Source organism: uncultured Shewanella sp., from assembly GCF_947501665.1.
Taxonomy (GTDB): domain Bacteria; phylum Pseudomonadota; class Gammaproteobacteria; order Enterobacterales; family Shewanellaceae; genus Shewanella.
On the sequence record NZ_CANMWS010000013.1, the window covers coordinates 79,996 to 104,032 of the forward strand.

Annotated in this window: 19 protein-coding genes and 1 pseudogene; 10 read left to right on the forward strand and 10 right to left on the reverse strand. The window is 40.5% G+C overall.

Features of this window, described 5'->3' with window-relative positions:
- The first annotated feature begins 190 nt into the window (after positions 1-190).
- The 4 genes from dnaA to gyrB all read left to right on the forward strand — a co-directional run bounded on the left by dnaA (position 191) and on the right by gyrB (position 6,362).
- Entirely contained in the window at positions 191-1,579 is a 1,389-nt protein-coding gene (gene dnaA / locus Q0976_RS11605) for a chromosomal replication initiator protein DnaA (protein WP_299493993.1), read from the forward strand.
- An 18-nt stretch (positions 1,580-1,597) separates the two neighbouring features.
- Complete coding sequence (dnaN, locus tag Q0976_RS11610) at positions 1,598-2,698, forward strand: DNA polymerase III subunit beta (RefSeq protein ID WP_299493994.1); 1,101 nt, start codon at positions 1,598-1,600, stop codon at positions 2,696-2,698.
- A 144-nt stretch (positions 2,699-2,842) separates the two neighbouring features.
- Positions 2,843-3,928: a DNA replication/repair protein RecF gene (recF, locus tag Q0976_RS11615; RefSeq protein WP_299493995.1), complete on the forward strand. Its 1,086-nt coding sequence runs from the start codon at positions 2,843-2,845 to the stop codon at positions 3,926-3,928.
- 16 nt (positions 3,929-3,944) lie between these two features.
- A complete protein-coding gene (gyrB, locus tag Q0976_RS11620; protein ID WP_299493996.1) occupies positions 3,945-6,362 on the forward strand; it encodes a DNA topoisomerase (ATP-hydrolyzing) subunit B in 2,418 nt (805 codons plus the stop codon).
- Between the two features lie 58 nt (positions 6,363-6,420).
- Here the strand turns inward: gyrB and Q0976_RS11625 are convergent, their stop codons facing one another.
- A complete protein-coding gene (locus Q0976_RS11625; RefSeq protein WP_299493997.1) occupies positions 6,421-7,128 on the reverse strand; it encodes a PAS domain-containing protein in 708 nt (235 codons plus the stop codon).
- A 359-nt stretch (positions 7,129-7,487) separates the two neighbouring features.
- Here Q0976_RS11625 and Q0976_RS11630 point away from each other — a divergent pair, with 359 nt between their 5' ends.
- Positions 7,488-7,985: a MarR family transcriptional regulator gene (locus Q0976_RS11630; protein WP_299493998.1), complete on the forward strand. Its 498-nt coding sequence runs from the start codon at positions 7,488-7,490 to the stop codon at positions 7,983-7,985.
- 52 nt (positions 7,986-8,037) lie between these two features.
- On the opposite strand, the gene Q0976_RS11635 is transcribed toward Q0976_RS11630, so the two are convergent.
- The 4 genes from Q0976_RS11635 to Q0976_RS11650 all read right to left on the reverse strand — a co-directional run bounded on the left by Q0976_RS11635 (position 8,038) and on the right by Q0976_RS11650 (position 12,218).
- Complete coding sequence (locus tag Q0976_RS11635) at positions 8,038-9,111, reverse strand: alkene reductase (protein ID WP_299493999.1); 1,074 nt, start codon at positions 9,109-9,111, stop codon at positions 8,038-8,040.
- Between the two features lie 62 nt (positions 9,112-9,173).
- Positions 9,174-10,085: an EamA family transporter gene (locus Q0976_RS11640; RefSeq protein WP_299494000.1), complete on the reverse strand. Its 912-nt coding sequence runs from the start codon at positions 10,083-10,085 to the stop codon at positions 9,174-9,176.
- Positions 10,086-10,292: 207 nt separating this feature from the next.
- Positions 10,293-10,916 carry a class I SAM-dependent methyltransferase gene (locus Q0976_RS11645; protein WP_299494001.1) on the reverse strand — a complete coding sequence of 208 codons (624 nt, stop codon included), beginning with the start codon at positions 10,914-10,916 and terminating at the stop codon, positions 10,293-10,295.
- A gap of 147 nt (positions 10,917-11,063) precedes the next feature.
- Positions 11,064-12,218: an aromatic amino acid transport family protein gene (locus Q0976_RS11650; protein WP_299494002.1), complete on the reverse strand. Its 1,155-nt coding sequence runs from the start codon at positions 12,216-12,218 to the stop codon at positions 11,064-11,066.
- Positions 12,219-12,880: 662 nt separating this feature from the next.
- On the opposite strand from Q0976_RS11650, the gene Q0976_RS11655 reads away from it, so the two are divergent.
- Positions 12,881-13,333 carry a hypothetical protein gene (locus Q0976_RS11655; RefSeq protein WP_299494003.1) on the forward strand — a complete coding sequence of 151 codons (453 nt, stop codon included), beginning with the start codon at positions 12,881-12,883 and terminating at the stop codon, positions 13,331-13,333.
- A gap of 40 nt (positions 13,334-13,373) precedes the next feature.
- Positions 13,374-13,742: pseudogene (locus Q0976_RS11660) on the forward strand (GNAT family N-acetyltransferase); the annotation flags it as partial.
- A 332-nt stretch (positions 13,743-14,074) separates the two neighbouring features.
- Here Q0976_RS11660 and glyS read toward each other — a convergent pair.
- Together glyS and glyQ are read right to left on the reverse strand one after the other, a co-directional pair.
- The gene (gene glyS, locus Q0976_RS11665) at positions 14,075-16,147 is read right to left on the reverse strand and encodes a glycine--tRNA ligase subunit beta (protein WP_299494004.1); all 2,073 of its coding nucleotides are present in this window, start codon (positions 16,145-16,147) and stop codon (positions 14,075-14,077) included.
- 11 nt (positions 16,148-16,158) lie between these two features.
- Positions 16,159-17,064 carry a glycine--tRNA ligase subunit alpha gene (gene glyQ, locus Q0976_RS11670; protein ID WP_299494005.1) on the reverse strand — a complete coding sequence of 302 codons (906 nt, stop codon included), beginning with the start codon at positions 17,062-17,064 and terminating at the stop codon, positions 16,159-16,161.
- 339 nt (positions 17,065-17,403) lie between these two features.
- Between glyQ and Q0976_RS11675 the strand changes: the two genes are divergently transcribed.
- Together Q0976_RS11675 and Q0976_RS11680 are read left to right on the forward strand one after the other, a co-directional pair.
- Positions 17,404-17,637, forward strand: coding sequence for a hypothetical protein (locus Q0976_RS11675; protein ID WP_299494006.1), 234 nt, complete (start codon positions 17,404-17,406; stop codon positions 17,635-17,637).
- A gap of 68 nt (positions 17,638-17,705) precedes the next feature.
- Complete coding sequence (locus tag Q0976_RS11680; protein ID WP_299494007.1) at positions 17,706-18,269, forward strand: DNA-3-methyladenine glycosylase I; 564 nt, start codon at positions 17,706-17,708, stop codon at positions 18,267-18,269.
- 99 nt (positions 18,270-18,368) lie between these two features.
- On the opposite strand, the gene Q0976_RS11685 is transcribed toward Q0976_RS11680, so the two are convergent.
- From Q0976_RS11685 to Q0976_RS11695, 3 genes are all read right to left on the reverse strand, one after another.
- The gene (locus Q0976_RS11685; protein ID WP_299494053.1) at positions 18,369-21,572 is read right to left on the reverse strand and encodes an amidohydrolase family protein; all 3,204 of its coding nucleotides are present in this window, start codon (positions 21,570-21,572) and stop codon (positions 18,369-18,371) included.
- A gap of 185 nt (positions 21,573-21,757) precedes the next feature.
- Positions 21,758-22,021 (reverse strand): sulfurtransferase TusA, encoded by a 264-nt coding sequence (gene tusA / locus Q0976_RS11690; protein ID WP_299494008.1) that lies wholly within the window; start codon positions 22,019-22,021, stop codon positions 21,758-21,760.
- 172 nt (positions 22,022-22,193) lie between these two features.
- Positions 22,194-22,799, reverse strand: coding sequence for an outer membrane beta-barrel protein (locus tag Q0976_RS11695; RefSeq protein WP_299494009.1), 606 nt, complete (start codon positions 22,797-22,799; stop codon positions 22,194-22,196).
- A gap of 240 nt (positions 22,800-23,039) precedes the next feature.
- On the opposite strand from Q0976_RS11695, the gene Q0976_RS11700 reads away from it, so the two are divergent.
- Positions 23,040-24,014 carry a hypothetical protein gene (locus Q0976_RS11700; RefSeq protein ID WP_299494010.1) on the forward strand — a complete coding sequence of 325 codons (975 nt, stop codon included), beginning with the start codon at positions 23,040-23,042 and terminating at the stop codon, positions 24,012-24,014.
- The last annotated feature ends 23 nt before the right edge of the window (positions 24,015-24,037 follow it).

Genomic DNA, 24,037 nt, shown 5'->3' on the forward strand with positions numbered 1-24,037 from the left:
AAAGAAGATCGTCTTATCGTTCGTATCTGGCTATAGTTTTTGTTATATCGATCAATTTGGATCATCTAGAGATCGACATTCGTCGATGAAAAGTGATCTATCTGGGGATAAATATATTATAAGGATAGCGATCCTTTGGTTCTCATTATAGAATACCCCTCTTTTGTAGGATCTTTTTGGGGATAAGTACGTGGCGGTTTCACTTTGGCAGCAATGTATAAGCAGATTACAAGATGAACTTTCTGCTCAGCAATTTAGTATGTGGATTAGACCATTGCAGGCCGAAATGGAGGGAGACGTGCTTGTGATTTATGCACCTAATCGCTTTGTTTTAGATTGGGTGAGAGATAAATATATTAATATCGTTTCGCAATTTTTCATTGAACAAATGGGAAATGATGCGCCTCAATTACGTTTTGATATTGGTAGTCGTCCATCGGCTAAACCTCAAGCTCCTGCTAAGACTATTGCTAAAACGCCTCGTGTAGCAGCTTCTCGTTCAAGTAATAAACCTGCGTTCAATACCCCACATTCTGATCCTACACCAAATGCCAATCATCGCAGTAATATTAATCCTACTTACCAATTTAGTAATTTTGTCGAAGGTAAGTCCAACCAACTGGGAAAAGCGGCGGCATTACAAGTGGCTGAAAACCCAGGGGGTGCCTATAATCCATTGTTTTTATATGGTGGAACGGGGTTAGGTAAAACCCACTTATTGCATGCGGTAGGTAACGGTATTATTAAAAATAAGCCTGATGCTAAAGTGGTGTATATGCATTCAGAGCGCTTTGTACAAGATATGGTGAAAGCATTACAGAATAATGCCATCGAAGAGTTTAAGCGCTATTATCGCAGTGTTGATGCCTTATTTATTGATGATATTCAATTTTTTGCCAATAAAGATCGTTCTCAAGAAGAGTTTTTTCATACTTTTAATGCACTGCTTGAGGGAAATCATCAAGTTATTTTGACATCTGATCGTTACCCAAAAGAAATTGATGGTGTAGAAGATAGATTAAAATCGCGTTTTGGTTGGGGACTCACTGTGGCAATTGAACCGCCGGAGTTAGAAACCCGTGTTGCGATTTTAATGCGTAAAGCACAAGAAAGTGGTTTTAACTTACCTGATGAAGTGGCTTTCTTTATTGCAAAACGTTTACGTTCCAATGTACGTGAATTAGAGGGGGCGCTCAATCGTGTTATTGCTAATGCGAATTTTACTGGCCGTCCTATCACGATCGATTTTGTACGAGAAGCATTACGCGATTTGTTAGCGTTACAAGAAAAATTAGTGACGATCGATAATATTCAAAAAACCGTTGCTGAATATTATAAAATTAAGATGGCAGATATGTTGTCTAAGCGCCGTTCTCGCAGTGTCGCCAGACCGAGACAAATGGCGATGGCGTTGTCTAAAGAGTTAACTAATCACAGTCTGCCTGAAATTGGCGATGCTTTTGGTGGCCGTGATCATACGACTGTGTTACATGCGTGTCGTAAAATTGCACAGCTCAGAGAAGAAAGTCACGATATTAAAGAAGATTATGCTAATTTAATTCGTACCTTATCTTCTTAATACAGGGAATTGAAACCAATGAAATTTTCAATTGATAGGGACGCCCTATTAAAACCATTACAGCTGGTGACTGGGGCTGTTGAAAGAAGACATAATCTCCCTATTTTAGCTAATTTATTACTTGTTGTCAGGGGTGATGCCTTGAAGATGACAGGGACTGATTTAGAAGTTGAGCTTGTCGGTCAGGCTATACTTGAAGGCGATATTGAGCAAGGACAAACGACGGTTCCAGCAAAGAAATTTTTAGATATTGTGAAGTCTTTACCTGAGCAAGTTTTGGTTAACATTGAGCAGCAAGAAAATCGACTCTTGCTTCGTTCGGGTCGAAGCCGTTTTACATTAGCTACATTACCTGCGAGTGAGTATCCTAATGTGGAAGCCTTTGAGGCTGATATTGAATTTACGCTTAAACAAGGCACGATGAAATCCTTGATTGATGCGACTCAGTTTTCTATGGCGAATCAAGATGTGAGATATTATTTAAACGGCTTGTTGCTCGAAACTGAAGCCAATATGTTACGCGCCATCGCGACCGATGGGCATAGGTTGGCAATGAGTAACAGAGAGATTGAAGCTCAATTACCTGAAAAACAAGTCATTGTCCCACGAAAAGGCGTCATTGAATTATTGCGCATTTTTGATGGCGATGATGCTGATGTGAGTATTGCTATTGGTGATAATGCCATTCGCGCAACGACAACTCGAGCTGTATTTACCAGTAAGTTAGTGGATGGGCGTTTTCCTGATTATCGTCGAGTATTGCCTAAAGGTGGCGATAAAATTGTCATTGCGAGTCGCCAACAATTAAAACAAGCCTTGTTACGTGCGTCCATTTTGTCTAATGAGAAGTTTCGAGGTGTGCGAGTATTACTGGAAAATAACCTTATTAAAATAACAGCGAATAATCCAGAGCAGGAAGAAGCGGAAGAAATTTTAGATGTTGAATATGAACATCCTGCGTTAGAGATTGGCTTTAATGTGAGTTATTTACTGGATGTCTTGAATAACCTTCAATCTGATGATGTTCGCATTACGCTTATTGATGGTAATTCTAGCGCACTGATTGATGATCCTGTTCAACAAGATTCTATGTATGTTGTTATGCCAATGAGGCTTTAGGTTTTCATTGTTGTTTTTCATATTGATTGATCAGTTGAGCGGAATAAACCACTTAATTGATATACTGTCGATTGATTCAATGGGCAAATGCAATGCTTGTTCATTATCCCTTTTTTTGTTTTTCTACTGTAGAGTGAGAGAACGATGAGTTTGACACGTCTACATATTGATACCTTCAGAAATATTGTTTCTGCCCAACTAGTTTTGGGGGAAGGGGTGAATCTTATTTATGGCCAAAATGGCAGCGGTAAAACCAGCCTTTTAGAAGCGATTTACTTTTTAGGGATGGGCCGCTCTTTTCGCAGTCATTTGTCTCAAAGGGTCATTCAATATAATGAAGAGCAATTGACATTATTTGCCGAGCTTAATAATGGCCATCAACAAAAAGATAAAATTGGCTTACGCCGCCTGAGAAATGGTGATATTCAGGTTAAAATGAATGGTGAAAAGGTCAAACGTTTATCGACGTTGGCCGATAGTCTTCCTATTCAGGTGATCACACCGGAAAGTTTTTCTCTATTGTTTGAAGGCCCTAAATCGCGCCGGCAGTTTATTGATTGGGGCGCTTTTCATACTGACCCTCACTTCTATCAGGCTTGGGTCAATGTAAGGCGTATTTTAAAGCAGCGAAATCAACTTCTTAAAAGTGAAGCGTCTTATTCTGGTATTCAAGTTTGGGATAAAGAATTGGTGAAATATGCCCAATTAGTGACGCAAATAAGAACTCAATATATAGACTCGTTAAATGAGCAACTTAAAGGTATAATCGAAGAGTTTTTACCGCGAATAGATGTCAAAGTTTCATTTACGCGGGGCTGGGACAGTAAAACCGAGTATGCACAGCTACTCGAGTCTCAGTATCAGAGGGATTTATCAATAGGTTATACCATTAGTGGTCCCCATAAAGCAGATTTAAGATTACGGGTAGGAACGATGCCCGTTCAAGACGCCCTGTCTCGAGGCCAATTAAAATTATTGGTTTGTGCATTACGTATTGCGCAGGGAAAGCTGCTTAAGCAGCAAATAAACAAAAGTAGTATATATCTGGTGGATGATTTACCGTCAGAGTTAGATGCACAGCATAGGAAACTATTGCTACAGCAGCTTCATGATACGGGGGCACAAGTGTTTGTGACGGCCATTGAACCTGCGGCAATAGTCGATTCGTTAGGTACACCAGTGAGTAAAATGTTTCAGGTGGAACATGGGTGCGTAACGCAAATTGAATAACCGATGAGAGAATAATATGTCAGAGAATAGTTACGATTCTTCGAGTATCAAGGTATTAAAAGGCCTTGATGCAGTCCGTAAGAGACCTGGGATGTATATTGGTGACACAGATGATGGCACAGGTTTACATCATATGGTATTCGAAGTAGTCGATAACTCTATCGATGAAGCTTTAGCCGGTCATTGTCGAGATGTGATTATTACTATTCATGCCGATGGTTCAGTATCAGTACGTGATGATGGTCGCGGTATTCCGGTTTCTGTCCATGAAGAAGAAGGTGTTTCCGCTGCTGAAGTTATCATGACCGTACTTCATGCCGGCGGTAAGTTTGACGATAACTCTTATAAAGTTTCCGGTGGCTTACACGGTGTAGGTGTCTCTGTGGTGAATGCATTATCAGAGAAATTGCAGCTTACCATTCGCCGGGAAGGCAAAGTTCATGAGCAGTTTTATACTATGGGCGTGCCAGACTCGCCGATTAAAGTGATTGGTGATGCGACTACGACAGGAACTCAGCTGCGTTTTTGGCCGAGTAAAGACACCTTCAGTGATGTGTTGTTCCATTATGATATTTTAGCCAAGCGTGTTCGTGAGCTGTCGTTTTTGAACTCTGGTGTGGGCATTCGCTTGATTGATGAGCGGGATGACAGAGATGAATTCTTCCGTTATGAAGGCGGCATTAGTGCGTTTGTTGATTACTTAAATGTCAATAAAACCGCTGTGAATAAAGAAGTGTTTCATTTTATTCAAGAGCGTGAAGATGGCATTACTGTTGAAGTGGCAATGCAATGGAACGAAGGTTTTCAGGAAAATATTTTCTGTTTTACCAACAACATTCCTCAGCGGGATGGTGGTACTCACTTAGCGGGGTTTAGAAGTGCGTTAACCCGTAACCTTAACAGTTACATGGAACGTGAAGGTTATAACAAAAAAGGCAAAACCAGTGCCACAGGCGATGATGCGCGTGAAGGATTAACCGCTGTTATTTCTGTGAAAGTACCGGATCCTAAATTTAGCTCACAAACCAAAGATAAATTGGTGTCGAGTGAAGTGAAAAGCGCAGTTGAACAAACCATGGGTGAACAATTAGGTGACTACCTCATGGAGCATCCTAATGAAGCTAAGTTGATTGTCGGCAAAATCATCGATGCTGCGCGCGCGCGCGAAGCGGCCCGTAAAGCCCGTGATATGACACGTCGTAAAGGTGCGCTTGATTTAGGTGGTTTACCTGGAAAACTAGCCGATTGCCAAGAAAAAGATCCCGGTCTTTCTGAAATTTATATTGTGGAAGGGGACTCTGCTGGCGGTAGTGCTAAGCAGGGACGTAACCGTAAAAATCAAGCTATTTTGCCGCTAAAAGGTAAAATTCTAAACGTTGAAAAAGCCCGTTTCGATAAGATGCTATCTTCACAAGAAGTCGTTACTCTTATTACTGCATTGGGCTGTGGTATTGGCCGTGATGAATATGATCCTGATAAAACGCGTTATCATAACATTGTGATCATGACCGATGCTGACGTGGATGGATCGCATATTCGTACTCTCTTATTGACCTTTTTCTTCCGTCAAATGCCTGAGCTTATTGAACGTGGCTATGTGTATATTGCTCAGCCGCCTTTATATAAAGTGAAAAAAGGCAAGCAAGAGCAATATCTTAAAGATGATCCAGCATTGACTGAGTACTTAACGACTCAAGCCTTGGATAATGCGTTTATTTATCCTTCGCAAGGGGCGCCTGGCTTCTCAGGGGCTCCACTAGAAAGTTTAGTTAATCAGTACCGTGAAGTGGAAGGAGTGATTGCCCGTTTAGAGAAGCGTTATCCAATGAACATGCTTAATCAGATGCTCTATCATCCTGAAGTGACCGATGCCATGCTGAATGATGAAGCAAAAATGAAAGCCTGGTTAGAGGTTTTTGTTACTGATTTAATTGAGCAAGAGACTGGTGGTATTCTTTATACTGGTGAAGTGAGCTTTGATCCTGAGCGTCAAGTGTATTTACCTGATGTGGTGATCCGTAAACATGGTATTGATACTCATTATGCGTTTAGCTTTGATTTTTTCCACTCTAATGACTATCAACGTATTGCTAAGTTAGGTGAGGCGATTAATGGTTTAGTCGAAGAAGGTGGTTATGTTAAGCGTGGAGAGCGAATGAAAGAAGTGGATAGTTTCGCAACAGCGCTTGATTGGTTGATTAATGAGTCAAAACGTGGTCTTTATATACAGCGTTATAAAGGACTTGGTGAGATGAACCCTGAGCAACTTTGGGAAACCACTATGGATCCTGAGTCTCGCCGTATGTTACAAGTGACCATTGAAGATGCTATTGCTGCAGATCAGTTATTCACAACCTTGATGGGCGATCATGTTGAACCGCGTCGTGACTTTATTGAAAGTAATGCCTTAAATGTGGCCAACCTTGATGTATAAAGCATAAGGTTATTATTTTCTAAAAAATCGCCGTCAATTGATGGCGATTTTTTTATGATTAATCAACCATGATAATAGAGCTATTTTTGAGTAATGAAGCTGGGATCGATGATAACCAGCCACTTTCTCGAATGAAGCTTTGAATGTTAAAGGTATCGAGTCGTAATACATCACAAGCTCTTTCAATTCGACCTTGAACGGCACTTTTTGAGATGTTGAGCCTGATTGAAATCTCATTGTATGAGAAACCTAAGCAAAAAAGGTACAAAGCTTCCCATTGCTCATTGGTTAACACCTCTGTTGGGCGTTGTAAGATCCATGAAGCCGTCTTCTTGTGGTTGACCTTAGAGGGAGCCAACATATTTAATTTACCTAAAATAATATCGGAAAATAATAAAATACTATGATGTTGAGGAATGCCATGAAAAAGGGTGCCTAAGATCGTGCCGTTGTCATAATACAAAGGGGTTTTATTAAAAATATATGGCTGAATGAGCTGCTCTTTTCCAAATCTATGTATTTCTAAGGATTTTACGGTTTTTCCTTGTTGCTCTGTTTTTCTATCATGTTGTTTAAATAATTCAGCAAACTCTGCTGTTGCGACTGGTAGTTCACAGTCTTTTTTACCTTCGATATTAAAATCTTTTGGCAGGTTGAGTAAGGCTAGATAGGCTTCATTGGCCATGACAAAAATAGACTGGTTATCTTTAATTCCCATAGGATCGGTACTATTGAGGATCATGGCTTTAAACATGGTAGGGATCATGATGCTACTCTTATTTCTTTATGGTTTTTCATGTTTAAGTGGCAAGTAGAATAAGTCTGTTTCTAAAGGAAGTGCGGTTTGAAGGTGCCGTGATATAACATAAAATTGCCGCGTTAGTAAGATACATATTGTATCTTAAGTTATTAAAGTATTAATAATAAGCTTACCAGTACAAGATAGAAATTTATCTCATTGATTATAGGTGAATATTAACTTTATATTTTTTCGGAGTTAACCTTGTGATAGCTTTATTAACCTTTTTAGCTTGTTTTGCGTATTTCACTTTTCTTATTATTTTATTTATGTGAACGTCTGTTTTTGGCTTTGTGTGAAGCAAGTTTGTTGCTAGTATTTGTTTTATGAAAATAAATACAGATCATGTCGATACAATTTTAACGCAATGGGCTAAAGAAAGGCCGGATCTTGACTCCAGCCCTATGGCAGTCACTGGACGTCTGGCGAAGCTGAATCACATTGTTAGTCAAGCTCAATCTCAAGTGTTTTCTGAGTTTAGTTTGAACATGGGCGAGTTTGATGTGTTGGCGACGTTATTGCGCTCCGGCTCACCCTATTCTTTAACGCCGAATCAATTACTACAAACCTTAATGCTGTCATCGGGTGCAATGACAAACCGTGTTGACAGGCTAGAAGCAAAATCCCTTGTTTATCGACAGGCCGATCCCAATGATCGTCGTGGTGTGTTAGTCACATTAACAGAGACAGGTGAAACCTTAATTAATCAGGTTATCAAAAAACATGTTGATCGAGGCCATCGTTTACTTGAACCGTTAACGGTTCAAGAACAAGAGGCGTTAGCTGATTTACTTAAAAAATTGCTGATTGAATATGAGCGATGAGCTTTGGGGTCAGCTCAATATCTAGGGATTTGAGCTGATTTTCGTTTTGTTTTTATGCAGATTGCATTGTTGGATAATCAGTATATCCTCGATGATCGCCACCATAAAAAGTACTGGGGTCAAGTTCATTGAAAGGCGCATTCACTCTAATTCGTTGAACAAGATCGGGGTTTGCAACAAAAAGCGCTCCAAAGCAAACTGCATCGGCAAGTCCATCTTTTAACACCTTTGCTGCGATTTTTGCAGTGACAACTCCTGCGCTGTCATTTTTATGAGGGTTTAATATGAAGGGTCCTTGCCATTGTCTACGTAATTGCTTTGTTTGCTCTCGGTTATTGGCTTCCATCACATGTAAAAAAGCGAGTTTAGGTAAGCGAGAAAGTAAATTTTGGTACAGTTTAGCAGTATCGACTTCTTCTATATCGTTATAAGGGTTATTGGGTGATATCCTTATGCCGGTTTTATTGACGCCAATGGCATTTACGACGGCATGTATGACCTCTATTGCAAATCGATTGCGATTTTCAATATTGCCACCGTATTCATCGGTTCGAGTATTGGTATTACTGGCCATAAATTGATGTAATAGAAATCCATTACCGGCATGAATTTCAACGCCATCAAATCCTGCTTCAATGGCGTTGCGTGCAGCGTTTACAAAATCTTGAATGCAAGTTTGAATGTCTTTTTTACTCAATGTCTTGGGCGTGAGGTAGTCTTGCATGCCATTAGGCGTAAAGGTTTGCCCTTTAGCTACAATTGCTGATGGAGCAACAGATTGATGTGCACTTTCATATAATGACGGATGGCCTATGCGTCCAGCATGCATGAGCTGTGCAATGATAAGCCCTCCTTTTTGATGCACTGAGCGAGTGACTTGTTTCCATGATTCTGTTTGTTGGGCGTTATGTAGTCCAGGTGAGTTCATAAAACCTTGTCCTTGAACACTGGGTTGGATACCTTCGGAAATGATGATGCCTGCACTCGCTCTTTGCCCATAATACGTGGCCATCAACTCGGTTGCTAAGCCGTCACTTGTTGCCCTGTTGCGGCTCATTGGAGCCATGATAAGTTTATTTTTTATTTCGAAATCACTCAACTGACTTGGGGCTAATAATGTGTCCATTTTATAAGTTCCTTTTATGTCTTATTTTCTAATGGTTTTAATGGTTATTTAATTAAACTGGTTTAAGTCATTTTAGATAAGGGAGTATCAAGTTTGGGAAGAGAGGACTGGGGCTCTCTTTTGTTTTTAGGCTGAGATAACCAGATAGCGATAATAATGATAATGGCGCCAATACTTTGCATTAGGCTGAGGCTTTGGTTGAGAAAGACAAAGCCTAAGATGCAAGCGGTCAGCGGGCTGCCAAATGAAATGAATGACACTGTGGCGGCGGGTAAGCGTTCAATACCTCTAAACCAAATCGCATAGGCAACTAAGGCGCCAAAGAGACTCAAATAACTAAAACCTATACCGTTTAATAATGTGATTTCAGTGGGTAAGGATTCCGTGAGCAGTGCGATGGGCAATAACACTAGCCCGCCAACGGTGAGTTGCCAACCGGTTAAGGTTAATAAGCTGACGCCTTGTGGCCTCCCCCAATGTTTACTTAATACTATGCCTGTCGCCATACACAAGGTGGCAGCCAAACCTGCTAACACACCCGTCATATTTAACTTGATTGTTGATTGAAGGACTAACATAGCAATGCCAGCGGCCCCAATGATACACGCCAATAGCTGATTGGTGTGGATAGGTGCTTTGAGCACGATTAAGCCTAATAACAATACCAGCATGGGTTGAAATGACATGACGAGGGCTGCAATGCCACCAGGCAAGTGATAGGCAGCAACAAATAAAAAATAGAAGAAGGCGCCAATATTCAATACCCCTAAAACCAGTGCACGGCACCACCAAATTCCGGTAGGCAAGGTACGTCCTATTAGAAGTAATATTAAGCCTGCAGGTAATGCGCGGATCACCGATGCCAATAAAGGGCTGTTGCTTGGCAGTAATTCTGTGGTGACTAAATACGTACTGCCCCAGATGATTGGCGCTAAGGCAGTAATTAAATAATCAGTGATTTTTGGATGATCCATACCCATATCCTATGCAGTGTCAATAAAGTTCCACGTTAAGTATCTTTATGTGGAGGTTGTTTTTATAGCATGACGATTATTTATGTTTAAGTCAAGTATCTTTATGTGGAGGTATTTGCTTGACGTGAGATAAATCGATTATTTCATCAGGACTTGGGATAATGAGTTGGCTCTTTAGGTTATTGTCGATTGAGGCTTATTTTTAATTTAAAGTGACTCCTTTATGGCTGTTAGTAGGAATACGGGATAGTCGCCTTGTGGCTTTTTTACATGGCTGATTTGTTGAATATCAATATTGATAAAGCCAGATCGCGCCGCGAGTGCACTTATTTCTGTAGGATCAAATCCGTAATGGTAGATGCCACTCTCTTTCGTGTGAAAGCTGCCATCTTCTGTAAATAGATCTGCCAGTGCAATAAAGCCATTTGGTTTTAGTGTGGCGTAGAAGGTATTGAGTAATGGTTGAATATCTTTTATGTGGTGTAATGTCATTGACGAAATAATGCCATCAAATTGATTGTTATGATGATTTTTCCATTTATTGCTATCTATGTTTATAGGTAATATTTCTAGTTCGCACTGAAGGGTACACCGTTTATTTTCTAGCTGTTCATTCATTGATGGCGATATATCGATAGCGGTTATCTTGTTGACGAAAGGGGCGAGTCGCTCAAGTAATAACCCCGTACCCGAGCCAAAATCCATTATATGCATGGTGGGCATTAATTGAATGTGATTGATGATGCCATGAGCAATATTATCGACATTATCTCGTCGTCGTTGTGCTTTATCATAAGTACTGGCTTTATTTTTAAAGCGATCGTTTGCCATAGGGCATACATACATTTTTATTGAAGCGATAAATCAAGTATAGCGTTTAGCGTATAGGCAGGATAAAGCCGTTTAAATAACAGGAGGCACTGTTGTGACTCCTGTTATTTATCAGCTTAAACAGGTGAGTTGATTATGAGACAATGTTTATAAGTACTGCACTAACAGCATTAAACTGCCAAAGAGTAATAAGGTAAACATGGCGGGCATACCGCCTCCTGCTTGGTAAATATGCTCGCTAAAAGCTTTTTTTCTGACGTTTATGACCATCACCATAGGAATGAAAATCGCTAAGAAAACCAAAATAATTCCCGCGTAGCTTAATGTATTTAAGAATTGCTCTGGGGCCAATATTGCTCCTGCTAATGGCAAAATAAAGGTCATTATAAAGGTGATGACCTTGGTACTTTTTATCACATCGGTATTTTGATCAAACAGTGCTAACGCCACTCCAAGAAAAGAGGTCAATAAGGCTAATGCTGTAAAAACTGAGAGGATCAGTTCAAGATTTTTATATTGGATACTCAAGGCTGTGATTAGCTCTGATACATTGGCAAAGTGTAGTAATTGCTCTGGTGCTAGATTGCCAACAACGGCATAAAGCCACAATAGATAGCATACGAGCGGAATGATGGAACCTAGCAGTAACATATTTCTGAGTTCATGTTTACTGGATTCTTTGTTATAAGTGGCGAGGGATGGGATCACCACTAAAAAACAAAAACTGGTAAAAAGCACTGAGCTGGTTTTAACTAACGCCAGATTATCATGGGTGACCACTTGGGTTAGGCTGCTCAATGATAGGTTAGGCGCTAAATACATTAAAGTGGTGAGTAGGGCTAATAACATGGCTGCAAAAAGCAGCCTATTAAACTTGTCGATGACAGCTGTGCCGCGGGATACGATCAGGCCAGTGATCAGGGTAAAGCTGATCTGGGCGGTGGTTTTGCTTAAGTTAAAGTCAAAGCTGGTGGCAATGTTTTGAATAAGATCGCCAGCGCCAATAATATACGCCATCATTAGGCAAACCAATAATGCATAGAGTAATATGTTAGTGACGAGCTGCCCGCTGACTCCGAGGGTATCTCTGGCGACGTTACTCATACTGACGCCACGGCCGACTTTCACGCTGGCTTCTAACAATAGCAATGCCGCATAAGTGGTGCCAAGCCAAATAAATAACATGAGTAGTGTGGCCCATAATAGGCCAAATTGCGCCAGTACCATGGGAATGGCGAGCATGCCTGCCCCTAATGCGGTTCCTGCAATGATCAGCGAGCTGCCGACAAGTTTAAGTTTCACGAAAAATACTCCGAGGTGAAATTGGCGATAATTAAGCATAAAAGGCGGCTAATCTAGCATGCCTTGGCGGGTTGGGATAGGCGCGATAGGTCTGAGTTTATGTTTTTAACTGTGTTAAAAAGTGTAAAACGGCAGATTAACAATCTCGTTGAGGAGTGGCCTTTTCAATGAAGGTTGGTGGTTATTTTTTGTTGATTAAGCTTCGCTTAATGGAAGATCGTGAGTTCCCACTCACACTGGGCCAAAAGGGGATCAACAGCAATCCCCTCTTGGATCACCTTTGCCGTCCCAGACGAAGTTAAGCACCTCACTATTTTATTCTCAGTCAACGCTATCGCCTCATATTCGTCTCTGATGTTTAGGACTAACAAATGTCGTGGTGACAGGGACGTCAAGGAACGACCTTGACTCAACTAAGGCTATCTCGGCATCCCTGCCGAGCTCACGCTATGACTGATAAAATAATTTCGGAAACTTCGATGGGGAATGAAGAGCAAAAGCTGTGAATTGCTTCGCAACGGGTATATTTTAAAAATGGTATAATTTAATTTATTGTTTAAAACAATTGCTTATTTCGATTTCAATGATGTTATTTAACACAAGTGTAAGAATAAATACTTAGAAGGTTATTACGGGTAAGTCATGAAGCTTCAGGAGAACAAATGCTAAATTTCATTCTAAATTTATTTGGTGATAAGACTAAGTTTAACGAGCTTAATCTCATAGTTAATGAAAATGAAAATAGTGAGCGATTACTCAATCAAAGACTATTGGAAAAAGTTAATGAATTAGAAAGAGCTTTAAATAAACATTTCGGTACACGTGGCTTGATTAAATTTTTTGACATAAATGAAAATCGATATCGCAGAGTTCCTCCAATCCATATTGAAGCCAATTACCAAGATTGGAAAAGTTTTTCTAAAGAGAAAAATATTAATTTAATGATTTTCTTTAATCTTAAAAAAAAGATCCATACAGAAGTTTTTGTTGCTGAATATCATGAAGTTGATATTGATTTAAAGTTAGGAAATTTTACAACCAGTGATACTCATGAGTTTGTTTGTGCTTTAGAGGAATTGGTATATGATAATTTACAAGCTCAAAATCCAAAGTAATGATTTTTATAATCATCAATCTTGAATGTGAAGCGTATAAAAATATAAAGTTTGCGCATTTTATACGATTGCACCAAGTTCAATTAGTCGTGATACCTTGCCATTATCAATAGCTAGCGCAATGGCTAAAAAATTACCACGTTATCCTATTCCTGTTTTTCTTTTAGCTCAACTTGCCGTTCATAAAGCGTTCCATGGAAGTGGCTTAGGGAAAGTCAGTCTAATCAAAGCATTGGAATATCTTTGGGAAATAAACGCTCATATGAGAGCTTATGCCATTGTTGTTGATTGTTTAACTGAACAAGCGGAATCATTTTACGCAAAATATGGTTTTGAGATCCTGTGTGAAATTAATGGTCGTGTCAGAATGTTCATCCCCATGAAAACTGTGGGTCAGTTATTTTCTTAGTTTAATTGATTGAGTATGGTTTTGTAAAAAGCACATAATGAAAACCCCAGATGAGCTTTCGGCTTCGGCTTTTTATTAGCGTTTCACTTTTCGGCTTTGGCTCTTTGTTAGCGTTCCACTTTTCGGCTGAGGGCTCGCTATTTACACGCTGAAGGCTCTTCACTTGGCTGAGGCTCCTGCTTATTAGCGTTCCACTTTTCGGCTGAAGTTTTTTACTTAGTTGAAGGCCTTTTATTTAGCTGAAGGCTCTTGCTATTGATACGCTGAGGGCTCTATATAGAAGGCTCACTTTTTATGATTAAAAGTGAGCCTGACTCTGCAATGATTAAAAACTAGCCTTGCAAGAGGGAGATATCGGCGGCGTGTAAGAACTCGTTACGCAGCTGAGTGAGTAACGCTAAACGATTATTCTTAAGAGCGATATCATCCGACATGACCATGACATCTTCAAAGAAGGTGTCGACGCTGTCACGCAATGCCGCCAATAAGCTTAAGGCTTGTTGGTAATCACCCGATGCAAACAAAGGGGCAAGCTGTGGTTGCAGCGCGGCTAATTGTTTAGCCAAGGCGATTTCAGCGGCTTCGTTAAGCAAACTGGTATTAATACTGCTGGGTAGTTCACCTTCCACTTTTGCTAAGATGTTCGATACACGCTTATTCGCAGCAGCGAGTGATGCGGCCTCTTCAAGTGCTCTGAAGTGAGTGACCGCTTGAATACGGCTATCAAAATCAGCAGGCTTGGTCGGGCGACGCGCCAGTACCGACAAAATAACATCGACATTGATGCCTTTATCTTGATACCAAGCACGAAAACGTGCCATGAAGAACTCTAATACTTGTTCGCTGGTTTTTTCGTTGCTTAAGTTGGTACCGTGCAGCTCCTGAGCTTTGGCAATGAGCTCGACTAAATCAAGGGGCAGCTTGTTGTCGACGATAATGCGCAAAATACCGATGGCGGCACGTCTGAGTGCGAAAGGATCGGCGGCGCCTTTAGGGGCTTGGCCAATACCGAAAATACCCACTAAGGTATCGAGTTTTTCAGCGAGTGCTAGGGCAATGCTCACAGGCTCTGTCGGCACAGTATCACCAGAGAACTTAGGCTTGTATTGAGCTTCAATCGCTTTGGCGACGGCTTCAGTTTCACCATCGAGGCGAGCATAGTGCATGCCCATTGTGCCTTGAATATCGGTGAACTCCATAACCATGTTACTCATCAAATCAGATTTTGAGAGTAATCCGGCGCGGACGGCGTCGGTTTCATTAGCATTAATGAGTGGCGCAATAAACCCCGCTAGCGCTGATATACGCTCAACTCTTTGCTTTAATGTGCCAAGCTGTTTTTGGAAGACCACACTCGTTAAGCTGTCAAGACGTGACTCAAGGCTCTGCTTTTTGTCTGTTTCAAAGAAAAATTCAGCGTCGGCTAAACGAGGACGAACCACTTTCTCGTTACCTGAGATAATTTGCTCGGGATCTTTGGACTCAATATTAGTGACAAAAATAAAGTGCGGTAATAATGCGCCTTTGTTATCAAAAACTGGGAAATACTTTTGATCGCCTTTCATGGTATAAACCAAGGCTTCTGCAGGCACATCGAGGAACTTTTCTTCAAAGTTGGCCGTTAATACCACAGGCCACTCAACCAATGAGGTGACTTCCTCTAGTAAGTCATCTTCAAGATCGGCGACACCATTGATTTTTAATGCAGCGGCTTGAGCATCGGCTTGGATGATCTGTTTACGAGCCTCATAATCGGCGAGCACTTTACCTTGCTCTTTTAGGGCGTGTAGGTAGTTGTCGGCATGATCGAGCTCAAAGCTTGATTGCCCCATGAAGCGATGGCCACGAATGATACGGTTAGACTTGACGCCTAATAGCTCACCTTGAATGAGCTCCTTGCCAAGTAACATAGTGACTGTGTGAACTGGGCGAATAAACTGGGTCTTGTTACTGCCCCAACGCATGGGTTTAGGTATAGGCAATTTATCCAGTGCGCGCTGGGCCATGGCAGGAACCAGTGATTGAGTTGCAACACCCACCACAGCGGCTTTGTGAAGTAGCCATTCTCCTTTGTCTGTCACTAGGCGTTCAGCTTGTTCAACATTGATGCCATTACCACGGGCCCAACCTTGAGCGGCTTTAGTAGGATTCTCTTCACTATCAAATGCTTGTGCGATTGCTGGGCCACGTTTTTCAACGATTTTATCTTGTTGAGCGGTAGCCAAGCCTTGAATAGAAAAAGCCAAACGGCGCGGCGCAGCGTACCATTGACTGGATTCAAAATTAAGCTCAGCTTTACCAAGTTCTTCTTTGAAGTTATTCAAAAAAGCTGTAGCGAGCGTGCGCAGCGCTTTTGGTGGTAATTCTTCGGTTCCTACCTCAATGAGTAAGTTTTCAACGTTCATTTATTTTACCTCTACTTACACATTGGGAAGCCAAGGGCTTCACGGGCTTGATAATAAGACTCAGCAACACCTTTTGCCAATGTGCGAACACGTAAAATATAACGTTGGCGTTCAGTGACTGAAATAGCATGACGGGCATCGAGTAAGTTAAAAGCATGGGAGGCTTTCATCACTTGCTCATAAGCAGGTAACGGCAAAGGTTTTTCTAGTGCTAATAATTTTTGGCAGGCTTTTTCGCAATCATCAAAGGTGCGGAACAACACATCAACATCGGCATGGTCAAAGTTATAGGTAGATTGTTCTACTTCATTTTGATGAAAAATATCCCCATAAGTTACGCGACCCATTGGGCCGTCAGTCCACACAAGATCGTAGACACTGTCGACTTCTTGAATGTACATGGCAAGGCGTTCTAAGCCATAGGTGATTTCACCAGTAACGGGGCTACATTCAATACCGCCAACTTGTTGGAAGTAAGTGAATTGTGATACTTCCATCCCGTTAAGCCAAACTTCCCAGCCTAGACCCCAAGCGCCAAGGGTAGGTGACTCCCAGTTATCTTCGACAAAACGGATATCGTGGACTTGTGTATCCACGCCGAGTGCTTCAAGAGATCCTAAATACAGTTCTTGAATATTGTCTGGTGACGGTTTTAAAACCACCTGAAACTGATAATAATGTTGTAAGCGGTTAGGGTTTTCACCATAACGGCCATCAGTGGGGCGACGACACGGTTGGACGTAAGCGCTGCTCATTGGCTCTGGGCCTAATGAACGTAAGAAAGTTTGAGGGTGAAATGTACCCGCGCCTACTTCCATGTCTAAGGGTTGTACTATTGCGCAACCTTGCTGCGCCCAATATTCTTGCAGGGTAAGAATAAAGCCCTGAAATGTTTTTACGTCGTGTTTGGTCGTCATTGTTACTGCGCCAGGCCTTAATAGAAAATGGGACTGATTATACCCTATGTCGGTTATTTTTTACCAGATGTGGCGGGAGTAAGTTCGATATAGATCAATAATGAGAGCAAGGGGTTCTTGTCGAAGGTGTTAGGGTGACCTCATTTGGCTGTTTGATATTGTTTAATAGACGTAAAGGTTAACGTTTGATTCGGTATTTCAACTCCCTTCGTCATTGTATATTGATTTAGCTATATATCATTCAATGTAATTGAAACTTAAGGTTACACTATAGAAAACTCAATATTTTTTTATCTTATATAATTAAAGTGTGGTGAATAATATAAGGTTTAAACCATTATGTTTAGCGTTCATTGTTGTCAGTTCACTCATACAATCGAAAAAATGAGTCAATATTGTCGTAAGCATCATTGGGGTATTGCTCAATGGTGTGTATCTAAGCATAAATTAACCTATGGAAATGATGCTTTTACTGAATTATTTCATCTTCCAAGCGATTTAGTTGTGAATGAGTCAAATGAAGCTGATAAACATAATGATGAAGAAGTCGCGGATAGCGAATCTTTGCATTAGCGTTTTTATTTTCAGTTAACTGAGTTATTTTAGAGGGATGATTTTGATAATGAGTCAAGGAAGCTTAAATGGATGTAAAACGTTGCGGTTGGGTGAGTTCAGATCCTCAATATTTAGAATATCATGACAAAGTGTGGGGAAGACCCGTTTATGATAGTCGAGAGTTATTTGAAAAATTATGCTTAGATGGACAGCAAGCCGGTTTATCTTGGTTGACGATTTTAAAAAAACAAGCGAATTATGAAGCGGCTTTTGCGCAATTTTATCCTGCTAAAATTGCTTTATTTGATGATAAGAAAGTTGAAGAGTTAATGCAAAACGCAGGCATTGTGCGTAATCGTTTAAAAGTGAATTCAATTATAAAAAATGCACGGGCTTATATGGCCTTCACAAATGCAGGCAATGATTTTTCCGATTTTTTATGGGATTTTGTTGGTGGTGAAGTCAGATATAATGCTTTTGTTCATGGCTCTGAAATTCCTGCGCAAACGTCTGAATCGGTTGCGATGTCAAAAGCGTTAAAAAAATTAGGTTTTAATTTTGTTGGTCCGACAATTTGTTATGCATTTATGCAGGCTGTGGGTATGGTGAACGACCATACTTTAGATTGTTTTTGTTATAGCGAAGGTTAGTTTTTCATTTAATATACGAAACATGAGTGTAAAAAAGCAGAATGTTCCACGTGGAACATTCTGCTTTTCAGTCTCTACTTGAATGAGTACAGGGTATGCTTATTTTTCAAAATAGAAAGGCTGACGCTTCATTTCATTATTGTGATTAATTAGGTTCATGGTTTCACTATCATAAAGCTTACCATTCACCATGGTATAAACCACTTTATCAGTCGTTCGAATATTCTTAAGCGGATCGCCATCGATGACAATTAAGTCTGCTAATTTACCGACTTCAATTGACCCTAACTGTTTATCCATGCCAAATGTTTTTGCTGGGTTAATGGTGGCTGTTTTCAGTACCTCGAGATTATCCATTCCGCCTTGGGCGAACATCCACATTTCCCAGTGGGCAGCTAAACCTTCACGTTGTCCATGTGCGCCTATGTTAGGGTTTATACCGACATCATTGAGTTGCTTGGCAACTCTCGCTACAGCAAAGTGATTATAGTGCTCATTCGGTGCTTTAGTGCGGCGCATAGAGCGCGCATTAAGGATATCGGCTGGCACATATTGAGATAATCTTGGATGACTCCAAACATCCGTTTTATCATACCAGTAATGTTCTCCTGAAATTCCCCCGTAGGCGACGACAAGTGTGGGGGTGTAGCCCACCTTTGTTTGGCTCCAAAATTGTTCTATATCTTGGTAAATTTTGGCCACCGGTAAAGAGTGTTCTACCGTAGTATGACCGTCGGCTACCATTGTTAGGTTATGTTGCAATAAACTGCCGCCTTCTGGCACGACCATCATTTCGAGTTCTCTTGCCGCTGCAATAACCTGTTGACGTTGATCACGTCTTGGTTGATTGTAGCTTTTGACGCTGAAAGCGCCGACTTTTTTCAGTCGTTCGAGATGGAACTTGGCATCTTCCAGTGAATCAACATGAGAGGTGTAGCCAGGAAGATTTGCACCATACAGAATTGTGCCTGTTGAGAATAGTCTTGGGGCAGTGATCAATCCGGCTTTTTGTTGCTCAGCTGCCGCAAAAATCTCAGTGGTGTCATTGGAAGGATCGTGGATACTGGTGACGCCCAAAGACAGATTAGAATATTGTTGCCAGTTTTGCTGAGGAATGATTTCATCCTCTGCTTGTGGTCCATGTGCATGAGCATCAAATAATCCAGGCATTAATGTTTTGCCACTAATATCGATGACTTGAGCATAAACAGGTACGTCGATATCGCTGGCTTTACCGAGTTCAATAATATGATTATTCTTGACAATAACCGTGCCGTTTTCGATAACGTTATCGCCTTGCATGGTAATTATTTTCCCACCAACAAATGCAATTGTTCCACGTGGAACATCTGCTTTTTGCGTGAAGCCGAGCGCTGTTATTGTCGGCTTAGCAGCTTCATTTTTAGCATCTGGTTTAGCATAATAATTATCAATGTTAACTTGATAAAGCTCAGGTCCAAGTGTCCAATAGACTTGTTGATTATCACCGCTCCAACTGATGCTTTCACCTGCCCTGACACTTAATTGTCGTACGGGAAGGTTAGTGGCTTTTGGGCCGATTTCAATGGTTTCAGCATGTTGAGCAAAGGGAGTGATCCAGACTTTAAACCGCTCTGCAAAGGCAAGTTCTTTGCCGTTGGGAGAAAGCCTAAATTCGGTGGCATGTTTACTGGTGTAATGAACCTTTTTGTCAAAACCTTCCAGGTTAATAGAGGCAAATTCAGGAGTTTCCCCTGTATCCATAAAATAGACTCTATCAGAACTTGCACCAAACTGAGGTTGATGGCCGTGTGAGGTGATTTTGTTTGCTTGTTTCGTTTTGATGTCGAGGCGATAAAGACCGGTATTTTGAGACCATGTTGGCGATGTGAGATATCCGCCTTTTACTTTACGGTAAACGATGAATTCACCATTCGGTGCGAAAGTGGGTTCAACATATTTACCGGGTTCTTGAGTTAAGGTTGTGATTTTTTTCGTTTTTAGGTTAAGTAAACGAATAGTGCCTTGTTGTTTATCATCCCAAGTGGTAAAAACAATATGTTTGCCATCCCTAGACCACTGTGGATAAAGCTCTCGTAAATTAGGGGCTAATACTGTGAGGCGAGAGTGTTTCTCCCCATTCAGATCCCTTAGCCAAAGCTTACCTAAGGCTTCAAAGATGACTTGCTTTCCGTTAGGAGAAATCTGTGCCATTCGTAGCATTTTGACATCAAAATTGTCTTTATCGATGTTTTGCTCAAAGCGAACGGCGGGTTGAATAGTGCGTTCAACGTCAAGACTAAAAGGGATCACTTTAGCTTGATTGGAAGCGAGGTTGAATTGATTAATTTTACCGTTGGCCCAAAAGATGAGTGCTTGGTTGTCAGGTGTCCAAGACATGGTAGGGTAAACCCCATGAATAGCCCAAGTTTCTTGCAGATCCCTATCGAGCTTGTCATAGAGTTTTTGGGTTTTACCTGAGGCTAAGTCGAGTAAATAGAGTGAGGATTGAAAGCCATCGCGTTTGATATAAGCCAGCTTCTTCCCATCGGGGCTTGGTGTTGGTCTAACGGCGCCTCCTGTGCCTTCAATCAAAATATCAATGTCACCAGTTTGTGTATCGTAGCGCTTAATCTTATAAATGCCTTTTACTGAGTCTTTGGAGTAGTGAAAGGTTTTTCCTGGTGTGGCATCTTGGCTAAAGTAGATATAGCGTCCATCAGGTGAATAGGCGGGTTCACCTAAGTCTTTTTGTTCGTTAGGGCGCTCAGTGAGTTTAACGCCGTCACCACCTGCTACATGGTATAGCCAGACTTCCCCTGCGCCTAAACTACGGCTACCCGTAAAATGCTTACGTGCAACAAGGTATTGTGAATCAGGGCTCCAAGCTGGGCTGTTAAGGAGACGAAAGGTTTCTTTTGTAATTGGGTGTTTTTCACTGCCATCGGCTTTCATCACCCAAATATTATCGCCGCCGTCTTCATCGGATGTAAACGCTATCCATTTTCCATCGGGGCTATAGACAGGTTGCATTTGCCAAGCGATACCACTGGCCAACACTTTGGCTTTACCCCCAGTTATGGGCATTTGGTAAATGTCACCTAACATATCAAAAATGATGTGTTGGCCATCGGGACTGACACTGACATTCATCCATGTGCCTTCATTGACCGTGATGTTTATTGTTTCTAATGGTGCATCTTCAGGTGCATTAACTTGCCATTTTGGGGTGTCTTCTTCAGTGGCAAAACTGAGAGGTTGAATACTAAATTGGAGGCTGAGTGCGATAGCAAAGCTTAAGGGAGCCAATCTTTTTTTCATTATTAAAAAACCTAGTGACAACTTATTTATTTGCCGTTAGTTATCGCATAAATTCATTAACATTAATACCTCAAATTTGTTTCAATTCATTTTTATCATGGAAATGATAAGCGGGTGAGGGAGGATTCAGGTAGATTGAGAATTAAAGGCTATTGGCAATCTTATTTTAAGATTGCCTAGCTGCATGATTAGGCACAGCCTTTTTTTATCAGATAACGATAGGGCAATGTGGATGTATCACTGGCAATGAGTGTGTGATCCATAAACTCGCAAAAACTGGGTATATCACGTGTCGTGGCGGGATCATCGGCAATGACCAGTAATGTTTCTCCATCACTCAGGCGGCGCACGGATTTTCTCAACATCATAACGGGCTCAGGGCAACGAAGGCCCAATGCATCGAGTTGATGCTCTGCTGTGTCAAAGCTGTCAGTTTCAAAAATGTCGCTCATAATGTATTGTTCTTTATCACAGGAATAAAATAGAGAGGCAATTTTACGCTAGCTTGTGGTATTTTCCAACACTATAAAAAAGTATCAAAGGTTCAATATGATAAGTGTTCCACGTGGAACACTTGAATAATAATGATTGGGATTCGGTATATTTAATATCTGAACTTAATGATTAGAATTTATAAGTAAGGCTTAGGGTGACTTGTTCAATGGTAATCGTTCCAGCTAAAGCAAAAACATCCATGGACTGCATCCAATCATAACCAAGTGTAAGGGTTAAATATTCGGTTAAATTAACGTTGGCACCTAGACCTAGCAAATAAGCGAAATCGTCCTCAGTGTCAGAGATGTTGTCGGCAGTATTGTTATCGTACTTGAAGTCATATTTTAAGTTTATATAACCCAAACCTGCTTTTGCATATATTGAAAAAAGATCGTGAATTGGAATGGTGAACTTTGATGATAAAGAAAAAGAGGTAGTTGTTACTTTTTCTTTAGACTGGATATCATGTTTCATATGGAATGCACTGGATTCAATACTAAACCAATTATTAAATGTGTATCCGCCATAAAGCCCCCAACTTAACGCTGAGCTATCTTCAAACACTTTCTCTTCATTAAGATCAAAAAGGTTATCAAAGATACCATTTTGAGTAGATAGTGTTGAATCGCCTAGTGCTGCTCCTATGTAAAAACCTTTATCCTTGGTTTCTGCGATTGCTGTCGTAGAGGTGACTAAGGTGGTTAATAATAAAACAGTGGTTGTGAATCCTTTCATTACAGCTCCATACTTTAATTATATCAGTAACTTGTGAGTTACATTGTGTCTTTTCTTGTTGGTTATGTTTTGTTGTTGTTTGTTTTGAAGGTTTTTATTCTGCTTTTGTTTTCTTTAGGGTGTTAATATTCACATATTTATCATTCTTTGGTTGTATTTTGTTTTTTTTGTAAAAAAATATTTTTATTTCGCTGTTAGGTATATAGACTCTCGCACTTTGTTAATTTCAATATAAATCATATGCCTACATTTAATTGTAAATCTATTACTTTTTGTCTATCACTCTCTTTATTGACACTATTCTCAAGTTTTTCCGCTTATGCCTTACCTGAAGAATGTAGTTACTCTGATGTAATCGATAATCAAGAAATAGATAGATCGCAAATAGCAGCGTGCCCAACACCATGGCTTTCTCGTGCTATTTCTCGATTTGTTAAACATCAATATTGGGAAAACCAGCCAACACAATCCTATAGTAATTTAGGCGAAAAAGTCTCATTGGTGAGTTTTTTCGATGAAACGCTTTTTTTTAATACATTAGTAAAATCAGATCCAGATGCACCGGTGTTTAAGAATTTTATTGAGTTAGATTTGCAGCAAGGTTTGGGAAGCCGTAGTGGTAATATGCAACAAAAACGCATTGAAACTGAAATGGCGGCAGCAGGGGTTAGATTACCAAAACCTCTTTTTGCAAGTAGCGATGAATATGCGAATTTAGATTCGACTATTGAGCAGCGTTTACAGGATAAAATTAACAGTCTTTATCCTAAATACTTTAGAGTATTTTCATGTCGTGGTCCTTACTTGATGAGAGGGAGCTTTGGCTCAATTGGCTTAGTGCTAAAAGATTCATTATTTCAACGAGCGACCATGACACTATCTGGCAACTTAAAAGAAGGTAAAGAGACAAGTTCTATCGAGTATTTAAGAAATGCTGAATATGATGAGCTAAAAGCGATTTATGAAGCGCATGTTTGGGGACCGTTAACCTTTAATGATTTTCATTCTATTCTTGTGCCTAAGGGACAAAAAGAGCGTATTCATGCTGTTTTAGTTGAGAATCATCATCACCAATTAGCTGACAATATCGTTGAGTATGAGATAGAGGCTTTACAAAGTCAGACTCAGTTTGGCAGTTATGAATATGATAGAAAATTCTCATTAACTGGCCACTATTTCTTAGATGATGATGGTTTTTGTAAAAATCAGATGTAGGTTTATGTGCTAAAACTTGATCT

What these genes read in the sequence shown, in the direction of transcription:
- dnaN (WP_299493994.1), top strand. Translation starts at nt 1,598, where the DNA reads ATGAAATTTTCAATTGATAGGGACGCCCTATTAAAACCATTACAGCTG.
- recF (WP_299493995.1), top strand. Translation starts at nt 2,843, where the DNA reads ATGAGTTTGACACGTCTACATATTGATACCTTCAGAAATATTGTTTCT.
- gyrB (WP_299493996.1), top strand. Translation starts at nt 3,945, where the DNA reads ATGTCAGAGAATAGTTACGATTCTTCGAGTATCAAGGTATTAAAAGGC.
- Q0976_RS11625 (WP_299493997.1), bottom strand. Translation starts at nt 7,128, where the DNA reads ATGATCCCTACCATGTTTAAAGCCATGATCCTCAATAGTACCGATCCT.
- Q0976_RS11630 (WP_299493998.1), top strand. Translation starts at nt 7,488, where the DNA reads ATGAAAATAAATACAGATCATGTCGATACAATTTTAACGCAATGGGCT.
- Q0976_RS11635 (WP_299493999.1), bottom strand. Translation starts at nt 9,111, where the DNA reads ATGGACACATTATTAGCCCCAAGTCAGTTGAGTGATTTCGAAATAAAA.
- Q0976_RS11640 (WP_299494000.1), bottom strand. Translation starts at nt 10,085, where the DNA reads ATGGATCATCCAAAAATCACTGATTATTTAATTACTGCCTTAGCGCCA.
- Q0976_RS11645 (WP_299494001.1), bottom strand. Translation starts at nt 10,916, where the DNA reads ATGGCAAACGATCGCTTTAAAAATAAAGCCAGTACTTATGATAAAGCA.
- Q0976_RS11655 (WP_299494003.1), top strand. Translation starts at nt 12,881, where the DNA reads ATGCTAAATTTCATTCTAAATTTATTTGGTGATAAGACTAAGTTTAAC.
- glyS (WP_299494004.1), bottom strand. Translation starts at nt 16,147, where the DNA reads ATGAACGTTGAAAACTTACTCATTGAGGTAGGAACCGAAGAATTACCA.
- glyQ (WP_299494005.1), bottom strand. Translation starts at nt 17,064, where the DNA reads ATGACGACCAAACACGACGTAAAAACATTTCAGGGCTTTATTCTTACC.
- Q0976_RS11675 (WP_299494006.1), top strand. Translation starts at nt 17,404, where the DNA reads ATGTTTAGCGTTCATTGTTGTCAGTTCACTCATACAATCGAAAAAATG.
- Q0976_RS11680 (WP_299494007.1), top strand. Translation starts at nt 17,706, where the DNA reads ATGGATGTAAAACGTTGCGGTTGGGTGAGTTCAGATCCTCAATATTTA.
- tusA (WP_299494008.1), bottom strand. Translation starts at nt 22,021, where the DNA reads ATGAGCGACATTTTTGAAACTGACAGCTTTGACACAGCAGAGCATCAA.
- Q0976_RS11695 (WP_299494009.1), bottom strand. Translation starts at nt 22,799, where the DNA reads ATGAAAGGATTCACAACCACTGTTTTATTATTAACCACCTTAGTCACC.
- Q0976_RS11700 (WP_299494010.1), top strand. Translation starts at nt 23,040, where the DNA reads ATGCCTACATTTAATTGTAAATCTATTACTTTTTGTCTATCACTCTCT.